The 14375-nt window shown below is 60.8% G+C and carries 10 protein-coding genes; 3 read left to right on the forward strand and 7 right to left on the reverse strand.

Annotation, left to right across the window (positions count from 1 at the left end):
• Positions 1–317: 317 nt before the first annotated feature.
• From PMI09_RS26615 to PMI09_RS26645, 7 genes are all read right to left on the reverse strand, one after another.
• Complete coding sequence (locus tag PMI09_RS26615) at positions 318–1457, reverse strand: hypothetical protein (RefSeq protein WP_052026611.1); 1140 nt, start codon at positions 1455–1457, stop codon at positions 318–320.
• A gap of 4 nt (positions 1458–1461) precedes the next feature.
• Positions 1462–2634, reverse strand: a complete 1173-nt coding sequence (locus PMI09_RS26620; protein ID WP_007801667.1) for a polysaccharide pyruvyl transferase family protein — start codon at positions 2632–2634, stop codon at positions 1462–1464.
• A 39-nt stretch (positions 2635–2673) separates the two neighbouring features.
• A complete protein-coding gene (locus PMI09_RS26625; protein ID WP_007801669.1) occupies positions 2674–3852 on the reverse strand; it encodes a polysaccharide pyruvyl transferase family protein in 1179 nt (392 codons plus the stop codon).
• 38 nt (positions 3853–3890) lie between these two features.
• Complete coding sequence (locus PMI09_RS26630) at positions 3891–6569, reverse strand: glycosyltransferase (RefSeq protein WP_007801671.1); 2679 nt, start codon at positions 6567–6569, stop codon at positions 3891–3893.
• On the reverse strand, positions 6559–8025 hold the full coding sequence (locus PMI09_RS26635) for a DUF6212 domain-containing protein (RefSeq protein ID WP_007801673.1): 1467 nt from the start codon (positions 8023–8025) through the stop codon (positions 6559–6561). Before PMI09_RS26635 ends, PMI09_RS26630 begins: the two co-directional genes overlap by 11 nt.
• A gap of 208 nt (positions 8026–8233) precedes the next feature.
• Entirely contained in the window at positions 8234–9469 is a 1236-nt protein-coding gene (locus PMI09_RS26640) for a glycosyltransferase family 4 protein (RefSeq protein ID WP_007801675.1), read from the reverse strand.
• Positions 9470–9513: 44 nt separating this feature from the next.
• The gene (locus PMI09_RS26645) at positions 9514–10014 is read right to left on the reverse strand and encodes a MarR family transcriptional regulator (protein WP_244423833.1); all 501 of its coding nucleotides are present in this window, start codon (positions 10012–10014) and stop codon (positions 9514–9516) included.
• A gap of 268 nt (positions 10015–10282) precedes the next feature.
• Between PMI09_RS26645 and PMI09_RS26650 the strand changes: the two genes are divergently transcribed.
• The 3 genes from PMI09_RS26650 (at position 10283) to PMI09_RS26660 (ending at position 14375) form a co-directional block, all read left to right on the forward strand.
• Positions 10283–12043, forward strand: a complete 1761-nt coding sequence (locus PMI09_RS26650; RefSeq protein ID WP_007801680.1) for a type I secretion system permease/ATPase — start codon at positions 10283–10285, stop codon at positions 12041–12043.
• Positions 12040–13440: an HlyD family type I secretion periplasmic adaptor subunit gene (locus tag PMI09_RS26655; RefSeq protein ID WP_007801682.1), complete on the forward strand. Its 1401-nt coding sequence runs from the start codon at positions 12040–12042 to the stop codon at positions 13438–13440. The genes PMI09_RS26650 and PMI09_RS26655 overlap by 4 nt, the downstream gene beginning before the upstream one ends.
• A 275-nt stretch (positions 13441–13715) precedes the next feature.
• On the forward strand, positions 13716–14375 hold the full coding sequence (locus PMI09_RS26660; protein WP_007801684.1) for a calcium-binding protein: 660 nt from the start codon (positions 13716–13718) through the stop codon (positions 14373–14375).

A 14375-nucleotide genomic window follows, 5' to 3' on the forward strand; every position in this document is an offset into this window, starting at 1 on the left:
CTGCCAACAGCGCGGCCCTCGCGGAGGAAGAGGCCGGCCCCCTGCTTTTCCGGGAGTTGTTTTCGTGAGAGGGCTTTCGGGCCGCCGGGCATATTCGGGTTTACAGTCTGTCGACAGCGCGCCGCGGGGTTTTGGGCGAGACGGTTCGCCGCCTCGGCGACTGCCCTGGCGCCAACCGCGTTGATCCCATAGACGCCGGCAGGCTGGTCTCGGACCGGGCCAGATCAAGCTCTGGGCGTCGCAAGGTAAGTAGCTCGAGGTGGGGCAACGCGCGTGCCCGTTCCATCAAAGCGAGGGCGACTTGGCCCGGTTCCCGGCTACGGCGATCCTCTTGCCACCCCACCGCCGGTATTCGTTTCGGTGGCCGCGACTCCGGCTGGGCTTAAGACGCCGCAGCGCCAAACGCTGTAGACCGGTTGCGTGTCCCAGTCGTAGTAGAAGGCTGCTTCCAGCCTCCCTTCCTCCATCATCTCAGAGAAGGCGCGGCGCACGGCACGGACCGCCTCTTCCCGCTCACGGTCGTCGAGCGGGCAGGACAGCGCGGTGTTGGCAATGCCCCATTCGGTCACCCAGCACGGCCTGCCCTGCCCTTCGGGCTGGCAAAAATCGAGGACCGTCGTCACGTAGCGCGCAAGCGCCGCGTCACGTTTGCGCCCTGGGTAGACATGGATGCCGTAGCCATCGACCAGCGCGTCGATCCCCCGCCCCCGCAGGAGCGAAATAATCGCCGAGGGATCGAGCCGTTCCATGCCACGGCGATCTGCCTCGGCAGTGCCGGCATCGGAAAGCCCGGCTGAAATCAGAAGCGCGTCGCCGCTGTGGACCGTCGCCCGCAATTCTTCCCGGGTGACGCGGACGGTGCCGATATAGGCGTCGAGGCCGCGCTCGAACGCCGAGCGATTTGCGACTTCCGAAACCCTGCGCGGCGTGCGCCGCCCAGGCTTTTCGTAGACCACGAGGTCGCCATTGTAGGCGCTGTAATTTATCTCGTTTCCGGGCTCGACGGCGTCGACGCGGATGCCCATGCCGTCGATACGGCGAAGCGCCGCGCGCAGGTGCGCACGGTAAAGATCGAGGTCGAGATCCGAAAGCCGTTGAACGTCCCAGACGCGGCCGAAACCGGTCCGAGGGCGCGTCTCCGGCGGATAGTAGTCCTTGTTCCCGAGCTGGATCTCGAGGAGGATCTTCAGCCCGAGCCGATCCGCAATTTCGAGCGCTTCGATGCTTTTGCCCACCGGTCTCGACAGTGAAAGTCGGACATGGGTGATGCCGCTTGCCGCTATCTCCTTCAGCACCCGCTCCTGATCGGCGCGGGAAAGCCAGGCAAGGTTTACCCGGTTAATGCCGATGCGATCGGCGAGCACACCGTCTGCGTCCGCCGGCCGCGCCGGGGCCAACGCCCAGAGCGCTGCCAGCGCGCAAGCGAGTAGCGCGCGCAATCGCAGCCTCGCCGTCATCTGCTCAAAGTCCGATCTGCCCCAGAGCATTTCGGAAATTCGCCTCGCAGGCGGAATAGCGGTCAATCACGGCCTGCGTGTCGATCTTGCCGAGGAAATTGGCGAGATAAGCGCGCTTGTCCACCTCCCTGTTCCAAGTGGCCGCCTCGATATAGGGGAAGCCGATGAACTCCAGCATTTCCCGCATTCGGTCATCGACCGCGATCATAAGCGCGGGCGTGCCGGCCTGCATGCCGATAATGCAGCCGTGGAAACGACGACCGAAGCAGAGATCGCGCGCGGACATCGCGGTTCGCCACTGGTTCGTGTCGAAATAGACCAGCAGCTCGTGTTTCCGCTGCCATTTCTCCGAATGCTTGTATTCGGTCCCCCCGGTGATACGCCCGCTCGCCCGGTCATAGACGATGTCGTTGTCGTCGCCGGTCAGAGAGAGATTGTAGGCAACCACTTCGTCCTGGACGACATAGCTTGCGACGCTGTCGGGTTTGAGAAGCGCGTGGGCATCGACGATCGTATCGGCAACGCTGCCGAGATAGCCGCCGAAGGCGATCTTCTGGGCTTCAGACAGTCCCGGATTGGCAAGCGCCGAGAGCGAGCGCTTCATGTCGTTCGGCGAGAAGTAGAGCGACGGGCAGCCGGTTGGCTTGACGAACTTCATTCCCTGCTCTCTCAGGAACTCGGCGGTGAAATAGCCCCGCGTGAGGAAGAAGCTTTCCTTGTTTCTCAAGACCTCCAGGAACTTTAGCGTGCCAGCCGGCAGCTGCTCCTTGAGGCCCTCCTTGCGCTGAATGCCGATGCCCATCACCACGACCGGCATCTTCAGCTTGGCGAAGATCTCCGCTTCGAGATCGGCGGAATAACCGGGCCGCAGGAGATTGGCGGAGGCGAAAACGCACAAGTCGAATTCGCGGTTCACGCGTTCGTAGAGCTCGTTCGAATCCCGATTGTTGACGAGATGCCAGAACGGCAGATAGGTGACGTCATGGCCGCGCAGGCTTTCGGCCGCGCCTTCGCCGATCAGGTAATTGCCGGTGTTGGCGATCTTCCTGACCTGCGAGATCAGGCCTTTCCTGGTCCTGGCCTCGTCGAAATAGGGCCGATGGATGACGGTCGTGCCGGAGACGTCCGCAATCGTCCGCTGCAGGTAGGATGGGATTCCCGTAAGCAAGATACGCATAGCTGTCCTCTGAACCGAAAAGAGATGGCCCTGGGGCCGCTAGTGTCCGATGCCGATTTCACGTAGCGTGGTGCGGAAGGCGCGTTCGCGGTCGGAGTACCGGTCGACAAGTTCGCTCGTGTTGAGCTTTGCCAGATGATCGGCCACGAACTCGGCGCGGTTCTCCGCCTTGTCGATCTCGTTGATGTCGACGGCGGGCAGGCCGGTGAAGCCGAGCATCTCACGCATGCGGTCGTCCACCGCCACCATCAGGCTCGGCACCGCCGCCTGCATGGCGATGATCGATCCGTGGAAACGACGGCCGAGATTGAAGTCCATCGACGAGGCCCAGGCGCGCCACTGGTTGGTGTCGTAGAAAGTACGAACCTCGAACCGCTGCTTCTCCCGCTCCGTGCCGGGGTACGCCAGATCACCGATCATCAGGCCCGATGCGGAATCATAGACGCGACCCTCTTCGTTGGGCTCCACCCCCATGTCGAAGTGGAGAAACTCGTCCTGAACGACGTATTGCGGAACTGTGTCCTGTGGGGCCAGCGCATTGGCGTCGAGGATCGCATCCTGATTGCCGCCGAGGTAACCTGAAAAGATCGTCCGCGCCTTGCCGATCTTTACGCTCGACAGCTTCGTCATGGACCGGCGCATGTTGTCCGGCATGAAATAGACGGAAGGGCAGCCGGTCGGGCGCACGAAGGAGAAGCCCTGGTCCTTCAGGAAGCCGGCCGACTCGTAGCCGCGCGTCAGGAAGTAGTGCTCCCGCTCCTTCAGGATGGCTAGGAGCCGCTTGGTTCCTTCAGGAAGATTGTTCTCCAGGTCCTTGCGGTTTTGCAGGCCAATGCCCAACATGACGATCGGCATGTTGAGCCGGCTGAGGACCTCCGCCTCGGCGTCCGCGGAGAGCCCCTTGCGCAACAGGTTAGCGCAGGTAAAGACGCAGATGTCGAAGTTGGCGTTGAACTCGTCGAACCCGCCGCCGCTCTTGCTCAAATTGTAGAGATGCCAGAAGGGGACTTGCTTCGCATGCGGCGCAAGTGCGCGCAGGGCGCCCTCACCGATGAGGTAGTTGCCGGTGTTGCTGATGTTGCGCAGCTCCTGCAGGAAATCCTCTTTCGATTCCGGCTGCTTCTGCCGCTCTGCATAGGAGACGGACAAGCCATGGGCGCCATTGGCAAGGCGCGTGTAGTGACCAGGAATACCCGTCACGAGAATTCGTGGACGCATTCGACTAGACCTTTCTGTTTCAGGGGGCGGCCCGGCAATCAGCCGATCGCCGCAACCACGGGATTTGTCACTGGCGGCTCGCGAAAGACTGCGGCGCGGGACAGTGATGAGTTATTCACATAGCGATCGCTCCACGCGATGAAGTCCGAGAAGGAGGAAGCCCATGACCGGCGCGCTGCAGTCCGCAGGCAGCCCTCCATGAGCGGCGCGAGCCTCTCGCGATTGTGCGCGACCTCTTCGATGATCCGCGCCATCTCCCTCACCACCTGAGGATCGGAAGCCGCGTTGACGAGTATGCCGTCCTCGCCGTCGGAAATGAGTTCGTCCACGGCTCCGACCGCAGTCGCGATTGGCACGCAGCCGAGCTGTTGCGCCTCGGCGATCATCAGCGGCGCGCCCTCCCAGCGTGACGGCATGACGAGAATGTCGGCCCAGCCCAGCGCCTTGATCAGATCCTTGCTGGCGAAGACGGGCGGACGCACGTCGACGCCGAGGTCCTTCAATCGTTCGCTCCAAGACAAGCTGGAATCGGCAAGGATTTCCCCTCCAATGGCCCGGGCGTCGAAGGAGACGTTGGAGGCCCGCAGTTCCGCGAGCGTCGACGCCAGTCGATCGATGCCCTTCTGCTGATCGAGCCGCCCCATGTAGAGAAGCCGCAACCGGTCGTCCTTGCGCTCGATGCGCCTGACCGCCAGAACCTCCGCCAGGGCTTTGGGCGGCACCGTGAAACTCGCCCCATTGGCAACGGCGAAAACTTTCTCATGCGGGACGCCGTAGCTGTGCAGATAGATCTTGAGCTGTTCGGAGCAGGTCAGGAAGGCATCGTAGCAATGTTCGTGAGCAATCGCTGCGAAGGGCTGCCCGGCGGGCCTCTTGAAGGCCGTATTGTCGACAACGTGAAGATAGCAGGCGGTGCGCGTGCCTTCGGCGCGCAGTCGTGCGATGAGGGGATGGACGGCCATCACGTGATTGTTGATGACCAGGTCGAACCCGGAAAGCTGTCCCTTCAGCGCCTCCCAATCGACCGAATGCCCCTCGGCGATAAAGTCCTGCCCCAGGAAGGAACCCGACCCTCCCCAGGCCGGAATTCCCGCGTCCCAGAAGTGAATGTAGTCGAAGCTGGAATCGAACTCATCGATCACATCCATCCGGGACGTGCCGAGCACGAAGAGATGGGTTTCGTAACCCGCCGCCTTCAATTCCCGGCCTGCCGCGTAGACGACTTTCTCGGCCCCGCCGAAGGAGGCGTTCGGCACGAGCAGTGCTACGGTCCGCTTGCCTTCGCTGTGCCCGAGCGGCAGAACCGGTGATCCCCCAACTTCCTTGCGCAGCGCCTTGTGCAGATCGGCGTAGGGCACGAGCCGTGCCGGGCGCCAGGTCCACCGCCTGCCCGCCGTCTCACGCAGGGGGCTCGCGGCAATCGCGTTGACGCAATTGATCATCACCTGCTGAGGCGTGATGAGAGACCGGCGCGGGAGGCTTCTTGGAAACGGGAAGCGCACTTTCAGTACAGTCGATGTCGGCCATACTTGCTGGCTGCCAATCGAAGCGAACCAGTCCACCGCGTTGTTCTGGACCACGTCTTGGATGAGCCGGGTCGAAAGGAAGATGAGATCGGCGGGGCCGATCCGTTCTGCGCCCGCTTCATGAACGATCGGCTCGATCTTGCGCTGGGCGGCATCGTTGGCAAGTTGGACGAAGACGACGTTGCTGCTTTCGCTCAGGCGCTCAAGATGGGCAAGCACATTCGGCAGCATGCGCGAACGCCGCAGCAGGTCGAGCGCCGCGCCGCTTCCGGCGACCATGAATGGCGGGAAGTGTTCATTGTCGGGTTCGCCGATGTTGGCCCAGAACGCCCGGATGATGTCGTCGAGGCGAAGCATCGCCGGTGGCTTGGTGGGATCGGTGAAGAAGGAGATCGCAGTATCTTCCGTTCGCGCAAACAGGTAGCGCGGGCACTCCTCATGCTCGAAATCCACCAGCATCGGTCGTTGGAATAGTGATTTGTGGCGCTTGCGCAGGAAGCTCACCGACGTGGCGCGGTCTCGGTTCGCCTCCTTGAAGCGGCTCTCCGCCCGCAGCCTGTATTCGAAGACCGTGTCATGGCAGGGCGTGCCGACGAAGCCATGCTCGATGCAGGACAGCCAGAACTCCCAATCCTCGAAGCCGTTCTGCCTGTCGTCGTTGAAGCGGACGCCCGACTGGAAAACGTCGATCGAGATCATCGATCCCGTGTCGCAGATATTGTCGGTTATACAGTGGACCAACCGCGAATAGCGGTTGCCGTAGTGGGCGCGCCAGCTGACGGAAAACGTGTCGATATTGGTGTAGACCCACCCGCAACCACTGGCTTGGAGCTGCCGGTAAAGCGTCTGGATGGTGCCGGGAAGGACGCGATTGTCGGCATCCAGGAAATAGACGGCCTTCGCCTCGGGAAAACACTCGAGAACGTATTCGATGGCGCGATTGCGTGCGCCGCCCGGACCGGCGTTCTGGCCGATCACGACATGGACGGAAGGATGGGCAGCGGCATAGAGCAATAGTTGGTCGAACGTCTCATGCCGCGGATCGCCGTCGACCGAGATGACAATGACGACCCGGCAGCTACTCAGATTCGAGGCAAGGACGGACTCGATCGCCTCCAGGGCGAGTGCCGCGTGACCATAGAGGGGCATAGCCACGGCGATCAGTTCGGGGAGCTCCCTGTTACCGGACATCGGCGGCTTCCGTCGATTGCTTGACCAGCCTGAAGCCGGACACCTTGAGCCAGGAGAAATCGACCGAATCCGTCACTGCGCGGCTGAGGATCATCAGATCCATCGGGCCGCGGACCGGCTGCTCCAGCTGGATGTTGATGTTGACGACCTGATTTGACGTGACTTCGCGCCATCCGCTGAAGAATGCTGATGGCCTGGCCGCGCCCTTTCGCGCGAGCTCGGCCACTTCGGAACGCGCATTCGAATTCGCCGGGGCGAGCAGGAAGCCGACCGCCGCGGGCTGACCTTGAGGATGATCAATGACGGCGCTTGCCGAGAAGGATATCGTTCCGGGCTCGACGGCGCGACTGACCGCGCCCGCGGATATGCCGCTCGCCAACGGGTGGCAGACGATCGCATGCTCATGCTCAAGGAAGCGCACGGTCTGAAATTCCGGGACGATGGGCGTGACCGAAACGTCCGCGATCTGGCTCAATGTGTCGACCGGCAAACGATAATCGACGATGAACTGACCTTCTAGCAGATTGCTCGGCGCAATCATGTTGAATGCGTTGGCGGGCTTGACGCCGGGCAGTCCCGTAAACACCTTGAACGCCAGCGGGCGCAGGTCGAGATCCGGATGCGGAAGTTCCGACCGCGCCGAATAGCGCTCGCCGGCGATCGGATAGCCGAGCGAAACGCCGACGGTCTCGGGTCCGGTCGCGGAGATTCGCAGCCGAAGCGTGCGCGCCGCCCCTCCGCAGGCACGGGGCAACGAGAAGAAATTCCAGTTCGGCACGAGTTGCGCATAGGGTACGGTCCACTCGGCCACCCCCTCGCCGCTTTCGAGGTAGCTCAGTGCGACGACGAGCTCTCCACTGACCCTGGGCACCGAATGCAGGTGAAGAGCAAAACCAGCCACGGCAAGGCTGGATACCGGCAGCAGCTGCTCGACAAAGGCGGTGGCAAGCAGCTGCCCGATCCCGTCGTCCTTTGGATCGGCATAGGGATCGTGGGAGAAGATCTCGGAAACCGGCTCCCAGTTTCGCGCCTGAAACGCATCTTCAAGGGCCCGGTAGTTTTCCAGCAGCGTTTCGCGCTCCCGGCGCAGGATCGCAAGCTCCGAGGTGATCGAGGCGCTGTACTGGGCGAGCCGGCCGACGCCACCCTCGGCCAGCGCCCGCAGAAGCGCGAAACTGTCCGACTTGTTGACGGGATCAAGCCGCTGGAGGGGAACCGCGGGGACCGTCGCCAGCGATCCAAGCAGCGCCAGACGCTCCTGCAGATCCGCCTCGCCATCGTCGGAAAAGGCGACGGCGATCAATGGAAATGCATTTCGCAATGTCGCTGAAGAGTGGCCATTCTCGAGGTGAACGATCAGATGCTCGATATCGCTGCCTTCGAAGCATGACCGATCCCGATCCGATGCCGCTATCAGCTTTCTCGTCGCCAGTCGTTTTCCAATGCCGGAGGACATCAACTCTCGCACTTTCGGCCTCTGAAGAATTGTTTCGGAACAAAAACCAGAGACGCCAGACAATCAGTTTCTTTCTCAAATCATCGCGGCGTCACGAGCAAGAATCTAACAACTACGATTGCGGTGCACAATAATAAAAATCGACAACTTTTAAGAAAATAACTTCAGATATACTTCAACAATCAAAGTAATAATCGATTACTTTCATTCATGAGCGACGGATAAACGATTTTCCGATCAACCCTTCGAGAATATCCCATTGCCGATCGAGGCAGTCCGTCAGCCGGAAGCGATTTTCGACCGTCCGGCGCGCGGCTGCGCGCATCCCGAAATAGCGTTCCGGCTCCTTCAGGGCGTCGAGAATGGCCTTGGCAAGTGCGTCCGTGTCAAAAAATGGCACCAACAGGCCGTTCCGGCCGTCGCGTATTACTTCCTGGACAGGAGCGGTATCCGACCCAATGACCAGGGCTCCGCACGCCATTGCCTCCAGCACCGACCAAGACAAAACGAATGGATAGGTCAGGTAGAGGTGCGCGGACGAAATCTGGTAAAGCCGCCGCAAAACGGAATGCGGCACCACGCCGGGGAAGAGGATATTCTCCCGTGGCATATCCAGCGTCTCCAGGAGATGGTCCTTCCAGGCCCCACCGCCTGGCGGGGGCACACCATAGCTGACGCCATCTCCGCCGACGAAAACGAAGAGTGCGTCGCGACATTGCCGCGCAACCTTGGCGGCAGCCTCCAAAGCCTGTGGAAATCCGCGGTACGGCTCGAGGTCGCGCGCGACGAAAGTGACAATGGGAGGCCCGCCTGCAGTGAGCACACGTCCATCCGGAAGCGTCACCGATGCTGTCGGATCCGGTCGAAACCGCACCGTATCGATACCCTCGTGGCACACTGAAATGCGCCCCTGGGCATCGGCGGGATACAGGCTTTTCTGCCAATGGGTGGGGCTGATACCTGCCTCAATGGCCTCGAGGGACAAGAGCTGCGCGATGTTGCGCAGGCGCAGCCTCTTGCGCGTCTCCAGATCAGGCTGATCGTCGGGCGAAAACCCGATGTCGGCGCCTTCCGGCCGGTAGAAGAACTCGCAATATCCCAATGCGGGCACCTGTGGCAGCACGTCTTTCAAGAACATCATGCTGCCCCAGCCGATATGGCCGACGACAACGTCCGGCGCTAGCCCTTGCCGCACCATGGCATCGAGCGTTTCGGCAACACGATGGCCGATTCGCGCGTGGTGATCCGGAATACCCATGTGCCGGGCCATGTGCGGATTTGCGCGCGGGCCTGGTTCCGTTCGATGTCGAACGACCCGAACGGATGGGATCTTCCGGTCTATGGTCTCGGTGACAAGACTGACCTCGTTGCCCGCCTGCGCGAGTTGAGCGGCCAGGGCAGCGAACTGGCCGAAGCCCCTGCGATGAACAAACGCCACATGCATCGCGTCTAGTCCGCCTTGGCCAGTCCCGCGGCACCACTCACCGCTTAGACGCCGAACCGTGAAGCGTTGGCCCAGGCCAGTTCAAGCTCGTGCAGCGTCTGGAAGGCCGTCTCAAGCATCCGTTGATCCTGATCACCACGTTTCACCGCACGCTCGTAGGCCATCGCCGCGTCGCGGAGATTTGCCCTAAGCTGCCTGCCCTTCTCCGTCAGCTTGATGCGTGCGGACCGCTTGTCGCGCTGGGAGGCAACGCGATCAATGTAGTCGCCGTCGGCAAGCTGCTTCAAATAGTAGGAAACATTGGAACCAACATAATGCCCACGTTCCAGAAGCTCGGCGACCGAAAGCTCCGAATCGCCGATTGCGAGCAGTATCATCGCCTGCGCCGGCCCAACATCATCTACACGAAGCTTGGTGAGCTCCGCGCGGATCAGGCCTGAAAACCGTCGACTTGCCCGCTCCATGAGGCGAGCGAGCTCGAAATACGTAATCTGCCGGAGGTCACCGAACTCGAGATCTTGAGCATGCCCGGGATCTGCTTGCACAGCCCGCCCCCTATTTCCAATTCTCAGATCGTCATTCAGATCGGAAAGATTAAGCACACTATCGTCGTTCACTATATTCTCCGTGTTGGAAAAATACTTCAAAAATTGAAGTAATCTTCAAATATGTCCATCGACCACAATTAGTGTGACCTTGCACACCCCCGCCCTTCTATGCCAGATTGGCCGAAGCAATACTACACTCCCGCCCGGTTATAACCAATTCCGTCCTCCGGCAGATGGCCACAACGTTAATTCAAGGCAAATCGCCATGCGTGATACTGTTCAAAATGAGACAAGAAGCAAGGGTCAATCATTGGGAGGCAATGAGAAAAACAACCCAGGCTTGCTGATCGCGCAAGGGAAGCGCGTATTCGTGTCTGGGCTAATATATGCGGCGGCGCTTAGCGTGTGCCTGAATTTGCTGCAACTTACGATGCCCATTTTCATGCTGCAAGTTCATGACAGGGTCCTCAACAGTCAGAGCATGGAGACGCTGGTCATGCTCATGATTTTGGCGATCGGCGCCCTTGTGGTGCTCGGTGTTCTGGAATTCATCCGCGCCCTCTCCTTCCAAGCCATCGGTGGCGCACTCGTGCGCCGTTTAAACATGCCAGTTCTTGCCGCCGCCGTTCAGGCCTCCGTTGACCAGGGCCTGTCGCGCGCGACCCAGTCGCTTCGGGACATCGCGGAACTGCGAAGCTTCCTGACCTCGTCAGCGGTAACCGCGCCCCTCGACGCGGCGTGGTCACCGATCTTCCTCGGCGCCCTTTTCGTTCTGCATCCGCTGTTCGGCCTCATCGGGGCCGTCTCCGCGGCGCTGCTCCTTTGCGGCGGCCTGATCACGGACATGCTGACACGCCAACTCACCAAGGAAGCGAACCAGACAAATGTTGAAGCTATCTCGAAGATTGGCGCATCACTCAGACATGCCGAGGCTATCGAGGCAATGGGCATGCTGCCGGCCCTGGCGAATCGTTGGCGCGCCCTGCAAATGCAAGCCCTCGACGGCTTTGAAGCGAGTGGGATCAGGAGCAAGGCGATGTCTTCCATCACCCGTAGCCTCCGCTATTCCATCCAGATCATCACCCTGGCGGCCGGAGCGTTCCTGGTGCTGGAGCAGGCAATCACGCCCGGCGCAATGATGGCATCGAGCATCCTTGTCGGACGCCTCCTGATACCTTTCGATTCGGTCATCGACAATTGGCGGCAGTGGGTGCTGGCGATCGCAGGCTGGCGTCGCCTTGAGGCCACCCTCAAGGCGGACCTTGCTATTCGCCAAACGATGCCCACGCCGCATTCGTCTGGCGACATCGTCGTCGACAAACTGGTTTACGCAGCCCCGGGGCTGGATGTGCCGATCATCAAGGGCATTTCGTTCTCCCTCTCCCCGGGCGAGGTCCTGGGTGTGGTCGGTCCCTCCGCGGCTGGCAAATCGACGCTTGCCCGGCTGCTGGTCGGGATCTTGCGCCCCACGTCAGGCGGTGTCTTCCTCGACGGCAACAACACCTATCTCTGGGAGCGCAGCTCGTTCGGCCAAGTGGTCGGATATCTACCGCAATCCGTCTCCCTCTTGGAGGGCTCGATTCGAGAAAACATTGGGCGGATGGCGGACAGCGATCCATACAAGGTGCTGGAGGCGGCGCGATTGGCCGACATCCACGAGATGATCGGACGCCTGCCACTGGGCTACGATACGCCCGTCGGTGACGGACACCTGACCCTTTCGGGAGGACAGCGGCAGCGCATAGCGTTGGCACGTTGCCTCTACAACCGGCCTCGCCTCATCGTGCTCGACGAGCCGAACGCAAACCTGGATGCGATTGGCGAGCGGGCCCTTATCCGCGCGATCCAGCACGCGCGCGAGGACGGCGCCATCGTCATTATAATCGCCCATAGGCCAGCCATCATGCAGGTCGCCGACAAACTGCTCGTGCTTGAAAACGGCCGCATCACGCAGTTCGGGCCGCGGACGGACGTGGTTCCAGCCACAACCGCGGGCGAAGCACGCCGCGAGGTGGCTGCGCAATGACGGAGAAGAAGCCCCTTGCAGCCCGCCCCGACCTTTCCGAACGGCGTCTACAGACGCATCAGCCGGTGCCGCTGAGTGTCAGCCCTGCGGACCTGGAATTCGACCAATTTGATACCCGCTCGCCGCTCCGCCGTCTTGTCATCTCGGGGATGGCCACGATCGTGGTGTCCTTCGGTGGTTTTTTTGCCTGGGCGCTTTCGACCGAACTCAGCAGCGCGACGGTCGCCAGCGGCACGGTCATCGTCGATTCGAAGCGAAAAACCGTCAGCCATTTCGAAGGCGGCGTCATGAGCCGGTTGCGGGTTCAGGAGGGCGATAAGGTGTCCGCCGGACAACCCCTGATCGAGTTGGAGGATACACGCGCCCGTTCCAGCCTGCGGTCACTCCAAATCCGGCGCATCGGCCTGATCGCGAAACTGGCGCGATTGAAGGACGAGCAGACCAACATGTCGCGGATCATCTTTCCACCTGAACTCGGCGATGCCGAGGACGTCGCCGTCGACGACGCCATGAGGGCGGAGACGGTGTTTTTCGAAAAGCGGCGCGAGATGCAGGCCGGGCGGATAGAGGTCCAGAGAAAAACCATCGAGGAGTACCTCGAACAAGCGAAATCACTCGGCATCCAGATCGAGGCGATCGACCAGCAGCTCGGCCTCATCAACGAGCAGCGGTCGGCGTTGGCGACGTTGGAGAAAAAAGGTGCCGTATCGCGCACGCAACTCATCGAGATCGAGGCCCGGCTCAGCGGGGTTACGCGGGAGCGGAGCGAACTCGCCGGCGACAGGGCCCGGGCAGAAAAGGCCGCAGCAGGTGCACAGCTTGCGCTGACCGGGATCGAAAGCGAGTTTCAGTCGACGATTGCCGGCGAAATCACGACGGCGCGTGTCGAGCTCGCGGATGTCGAAGAGCAGATCACGGCTTCAAACGACGTGCTGCGGCGTCTTGAGATCCGCTCTCCGCAGGACGGGATCATCAGCAACATCTTCCTGCGCACCCCTGGCAGCGCGGTCACGCCCGGCCAGGCTCTGCTCGAGATCGTTCCGGAAAACGAGCCGCTACTGATCGAAATGCGCGTCAATCCTCGTGACATCGACAGCATCGCCGTGGGCTCCAAAACGCAAATCCGGTTGACAGCCTATAATCAGCGTTCCCGCCTGCCCATGGAAGGCGCCATCACATATGTCGCCGCGGACCAGTCGGTCGATGAGAAGTCAAATTCCGCGTTTTTCGTCGCGCGCGCCAAAATCGACGCGTCGTCCTTCAAGGCAAACCCCGATGTCCGCCTCTATCCCGGCATGCCCGCGGAGGTGCTGATCATCCACAAGTCACGCCTTGCGATCGAATACCTTACCTCTCCCGTCGCCGAGAGTTTCAATCGTGCCTTCAGAGAAGACTAGGAAATGAAAATAGACTCGCGACATATCAATTGTAGTTTGTTTCAATTTTTGAAGTTATTTGCAAGTAAACTGCGGGAATTTTACGTTATAAAAGCCGACATTTATGAAACAATGTATTACTATGACTTAAAATAAGAAATTTATTTCTCAAAACTAGACGTTTTCTCTTCATGGGACGCTTGCGTTGTTCTTTGTTGCAATGCACATTCCTGGCGCGCAATTGTCGCACCCCCGTGCGAGCAACGCGTGCATAGAAACCTGAAGAGGAGAGGCAGATGGCAACATTGGAAGGCGGTGCATACCACGACGCCCTGTTCGGCTCCCGTTTCAGCGACTTCATTCGCGCCCATGGGGGCGATGATTTCGTGAGCGGCGGCAACGGACACGACATCGTGTTCGGCGATGATGGTGACGACCTGCTGTTCGGCGGAAAGGGAAACGATACCCTGTTCGGCGGTGAGGGCAGCGACTTGCTGAACGGTGAAGACGGTCACGACACCCTCGTCGGTGGCTGGGGGGATGACCTTCTGTACGGCGACAAGGGCAACGACATCCTTTTCGGCGGACACGGAAACGACCTTCTGTCCGGCGGCAAGGGCAACGACATCCTCTATGGCGGCGATGGTGGCGACATCCTCGACGGCGGCGCCGGCAACGATGTGTTGGCAGGCGGTGCTGGCCATGACGTCTTCGTCTTCGACGGCGGCGGCGGCAATGACGTCATTCTCGACTTTACCGCGGGCGAGGATCTGCTGCAGATCTCGAAGGGCATCAATGGCCTCGACGTGTCTTCGCCCGACGACCTGGCCTCGCGTATCACCCAGGTCGGCGGCAATGTCGTCGTGGATCTCGGACATGGTGACACGCTCACCCTGGTCAATGTCGATGCCGACGACATCCAGGCAAATCCCGAGCACTACTTCACAGTTCACTGA

This window comes from Rhizobium sp. CF122 (genome assembly GCF_000282035.1).
In the GTDB taxonomy this organism is placed as follows: Bacteria; Pseudomonadota; Alphaproteobacteria; order Rhizobiales; family Rhizobiaceae; genus Rhizobium.